This is a genomic window from Methylosinus sp. (assembly GCF_036560965.1).
GTDB lineage: Bacteria > Pseudomonadota > Alphaproteobacteria > Rhizobiales > Beijerinckiaceae > Methylosinus.
The window spans coordinates 1-3,377 of sequence record NZ_DATBQF010000027.1; the positions used below are offsets into that span (position 1 = coordinate 1).

Consider the following 3,377-nt stretch of genomic DNA (forward strand, 5'->3'; position numbering starts at 1 on the left):
TGACGCACTCCATTGTCATGCGTTGCTCCTGTCTGAAGCGAGGTTGCTAACCCCACGATCTTCAGACAGTTCGCCGACCACCCGTTACCCGCAGCCCGCCCGAAACGCCGGCCGCAAACTACCGCGAGAGCGGTTTAGTTCTATGGCGCATAGCCGAATTCAAACTGACCCACCCTAACATTCGGTGGCGCACGTCTGACTCATTGGATCATATTTTCCAGTTGCTTTGACTGACTCATTGGAGTAGCATCCTTCATGGCTCGAACCGCTCCGATCAGCGTCGTCGAAACGCCGGAATTCCTGTCGGCGACCCGCAAGCTCATGAGCGACGAGGAACGGGCGCTTCTCGTGGATTATCTCGCCTATAATCCGACGGCCGGCGATCTGATCCCCGGAACGGGCGGCGTGCGGAAGCTGCGCTGGGGATTGGAAGGCAGCGGCAAGCGAGGCGGCGCGCGGGTGATCTATTTCCACCACGACGCTGGCATGCCGCTCTTCGCGCTGACGGCCTTCGCCAAGAATGAGCGGGCCGATTTGAGCCAGCAGGACCGCAATGACTTCCGGCAGCTTACGACGCTGCTGGTCGAGGCATTCAAGAGGAGAACGCCATGAGCAAGGTTGCCGACAGCATCCGGCGCGGGCTCGAGGAAGCGGTGACCTATGCCGAGGGCAGGGCGGACGAGAGCGCCTATCGGGTCCATGTGCCGGAGAAGATCGACGTCAAGGCGATCCGCACACGCCTGGACATGACGCAGGAAGAGTTCGCGGGCCGGTTCGGATTCAGCGTCAACACGCTGCGTCATTGGGAACAAGGCTCGCGACAGCCGGAAGGACCGACCAGAGCCTATCTTCTGGTGATCGAGCGCGCGCCCAAGGCCGTCCAGAAGGCTTTGCGGGCCGTATGATGCGTGTAGAGTGTTTTGGGCGCCTACGCCAGAATCGCCGTTCGCGAGTATTTTTGCGCCGCCATACGACGAACGGGTTTTCCATCTTCTCATGCTCGACTTGCCGCTGCTTCATGCCCGTTTGACGTCGGAAAGAAAGCGAGCGACGGCATGGCGGATGACACGGAATCCGAGCCGGGCGACCTCATACCGGCCAACGACAATCGAGGCCCGGACGGTAAACGGGATGAACCGGACCGGGAGACGCGGCGACAGTTGGCGCAGGTGGCGCTGACCATCGCGCGGCTGATCGGACGACGGATCGCACGAGATCAGTTCGCGGCGCTCGGCGCCGCGAACGACAATAGGCCCAAAAACGCACAGAACGCCGAGGACGAGGAATAATAGAAGGAACGGAGACTGTCCATGACCCGCGTCGCGCTCTATGCCCGCTATTCGTCCGACACCCAGAGCGAAAGCTCGATCGAGGACCAGTTTCGCCTTTGCCGGGAACATGCCGGGCGCGAGCGATGGAAGATCGCGGGCGCCTATCACGACGCCGCTCTCTCGGGTTCGAGCATGATCCTGCGGCCCGGCATCCAGTCGCTGTTGCAGGATGCGCAGCGCGGCCAGTTTGACGCCGTGCTGGCCGAGGCGCTGGACCGGATTTCCCGCGATCAGGCGGATATCGCCACGTTGTTCAAGCATCTGCGCTTCGCGGGCGTCTCCACCGTCACCCTCGCCGAGGGCGAGATCAGCGAGCTTCACGTCGGCCTCAAGGGCACGATGAACGCCCTGTTCCTGAAGGACCTCGCCATGAAGACCCATCGCGGTCTGCGCGGCCGAGTGGAGAAGGGCAAGGCGGGCGGCGGCCTCTGCTACGGCTATCGCGTGGCCAAGAAACTCGACGCCAACGGCGAGCCGATCCGAGGCGATCGTGAGATCATCGCGGAAGAGGCGGAGATCGTCCGGCGCATCTTCCGCGCCTTCGCCGCCGGCAAGAGCCCGAAGGTCATCGCGGTCGAACTGAACAAGGAGGAGATTCCCGGCCCGTTGGGCCGCGCCTGGGGCGACACGAGCATTCGGGGCCACGTCTCGCGCGGCTCCGGCATCATCAACAATGAACTCTATGCCGGCGTGCTGGTGTGGAACCGGCAGCGTTTCGTCAAAGACCCAGCCACCGGCAAGCGTGTCTCGCGTCCGAATCCGGAAAATCAGTGGATCAGGACCGACGTGCCGCATCTCAGGGTCGTGGACGACGATCTGTGGCAGGCGGCGCGGAATCGACAGCAGCAAATCTCGGCGATCTTCGGCCCCAATCCGGCGACCACGCGGCAAGGTCGAGCCAAGAGATTACATCTGGCCAACCGACCCGTCTCCCTTCTTTCCGGCCTTCTCACCTGCGGATGTTGTGGCGGCAAGATCGGCATCCTGACTCCCGGCCGCTACGGCTGCCTCAACCATCATCGTCGCGGGACGTGCGACAACAACCGCACCATCCCGCGCGAGAAGATCGAGGGGCGGGTGCTGGCGGGGCTGAAGGACCGCCTTGTTTCCTCCGACGCGGTTGCGGAGGCTGTGCGCGCCTACGCCGAAGAGATGAACCGGCTGAATCATGAACGCCGGGCGCAGGCTGAGGTCGACCGCCGGACGCTTCAGAAGATCGAACAGGGGATAGCCGGCATCATGACGGCGATCGAGGACGGTATGTACCAACCAACCATGAAGGCGCGGATGGAAGACCTCGAACGGCAGAAGGCGGACATCGTCGCGCGCTTGTCGCAGGCTCCGACCGATATTCCGGACGTGCATCCCAACATCGCCAACGCCTATCGGCTTCGCATCGACCGCTTCACGGAATCGCTCGATGATACAGACGACGGCAGGCAGGCGGCGGAAGCATTACGCTCGCTCATCGGCGAAATCGTGCTGACGCCCGGACAGAAGCGTGGCGAGGTTCACGCCGAGCTACGCGGCGAGTTGTTCGGCATCCTGGACTTCATCAAAGCCGATGAAAACCAACCGGGAACGAAATTCATGCCAGCGGTCGCAGCGAGTCCCCGCAACCAACGATTCTCGCGATCGCAAACTATCAAAAACCCCGCCCTCGCCCAGGGCGGGGTTTTTCTTGTCCGCTGCAAATCGAAGCATCGCGGCCAAGTCCCCACGGATTACGATCGCCAGCTTGTCTGCGTCCGGCACGAGCGTCACCTGATCGACGAACGTGCGGAACAGTTCGTAAGCATTCGCCGTGGGCCGCAGGACCGTCGCGTCAGCGCTCTTGAGGCGACTTCATCTCTTTGTGGATTTTAATGAGCTCGATGAGGTTTTCGAGTATCCATTTGGTGAAGGCAGAGCTGGCCTCGCTTATTTGGACAGCGCCCCGCGGAAATAAGGTGGATCACTGCCGGGGTTTACTGAACGCGGGGCTTTCGCGATTTTGTCGCGGCGTCGGGAGGGCATAGCCCGACCAGAGGCGCGACAAGATCGCGG

General features: G+C 62.2%; 4 protein-coding genes. All 4 read left to right on the forward strand.

The window, feature by feature from the left end; all coding sequences use genetic code 11:
* The first annotated feature begins 255 nt into the window (after positions 1-255).
* The 4 genes from VIF40_RS08665 (at position 256) to VIF40_RS08680 (ending at position 3,197) form a co-directional block, all read left to right on the forward strand.
* Entirely contained in the window at positions 256-612 is a 357-nt protein-coding gene (locus VIF40_RS08665) for a type II toxin-antitoxin system RelE/ParE family toxin (protein WP_331937122.1), read from the forward strand.
* Positions 609-905, forward strand: a complete 297-nt coding sequence (locus tag VIF40_RS08670) for a helix-turn-helix domain-containing protein (RefSeq protein WP_026598234.1) — start codon at positions 609-611, stop codon at positions 903-905. Before VIF40_RS08665 ends, VIF40_RS08670 begins: the two co-directional genes overlap by 4 nt.
* A gap of 150 nt (positions 906-1,055) precedes the next feature.
* Complete coding sequence (locus VIF40_RS08675) at positions 1,056-1,289, forward strand: hypothetical protein (RefSeq protein WP_331937123.1); 234 nt, start codon at positions 1,056-1,058, stop codon at positions 1,287-1,289.
* Positions 1,290-1,310: 21 nt separating this feature from the next.
* Complete coding sequence (locus VIF40_RS08680) at positions 1,311-3,197, forward strand: recombinase family protein (RefSeq protein WP_331937124.1); 1,887 nt, start codon at positions 1,311-1,313, stop codon at positions 3,195-3,197.
* Positions 3,198-3,377 lie beyond the last annotated feature (180 nt).

Excerpts from the sequence above, each read along its gene's own strand:
- VIF40_RS08670 (WP_026598234.1), top strand. The coding sequence starts at position 609 with ATGAGCAAGGTTGCCGACAGCATCCGGCGCGGGCTCGAGGAAGCGGTG.
- VIF40_RS08665 (WP_331937122.1), top strand. The coding sequence starts at position 256 with ATGGCTCGAACCGCTCCGATCAGCGTCGTCGAAACGCCGGAATTCCTG.
- VIF40_RS08680 (WP_331937124.1), top strand. The coding sequence starts at position 1,311 with ATGACCCGCGTCGCGCTCTATGCCCGCTATTCGTCCGACACCCAGAGC.
- VIF40_RS08675 (WP_331937123.1), top strand. The coding sequence starts at position 1,056 with ATGGCGGATGACACGGAATCCGAGCCGGGCGACCTCATACCGGCCAAC.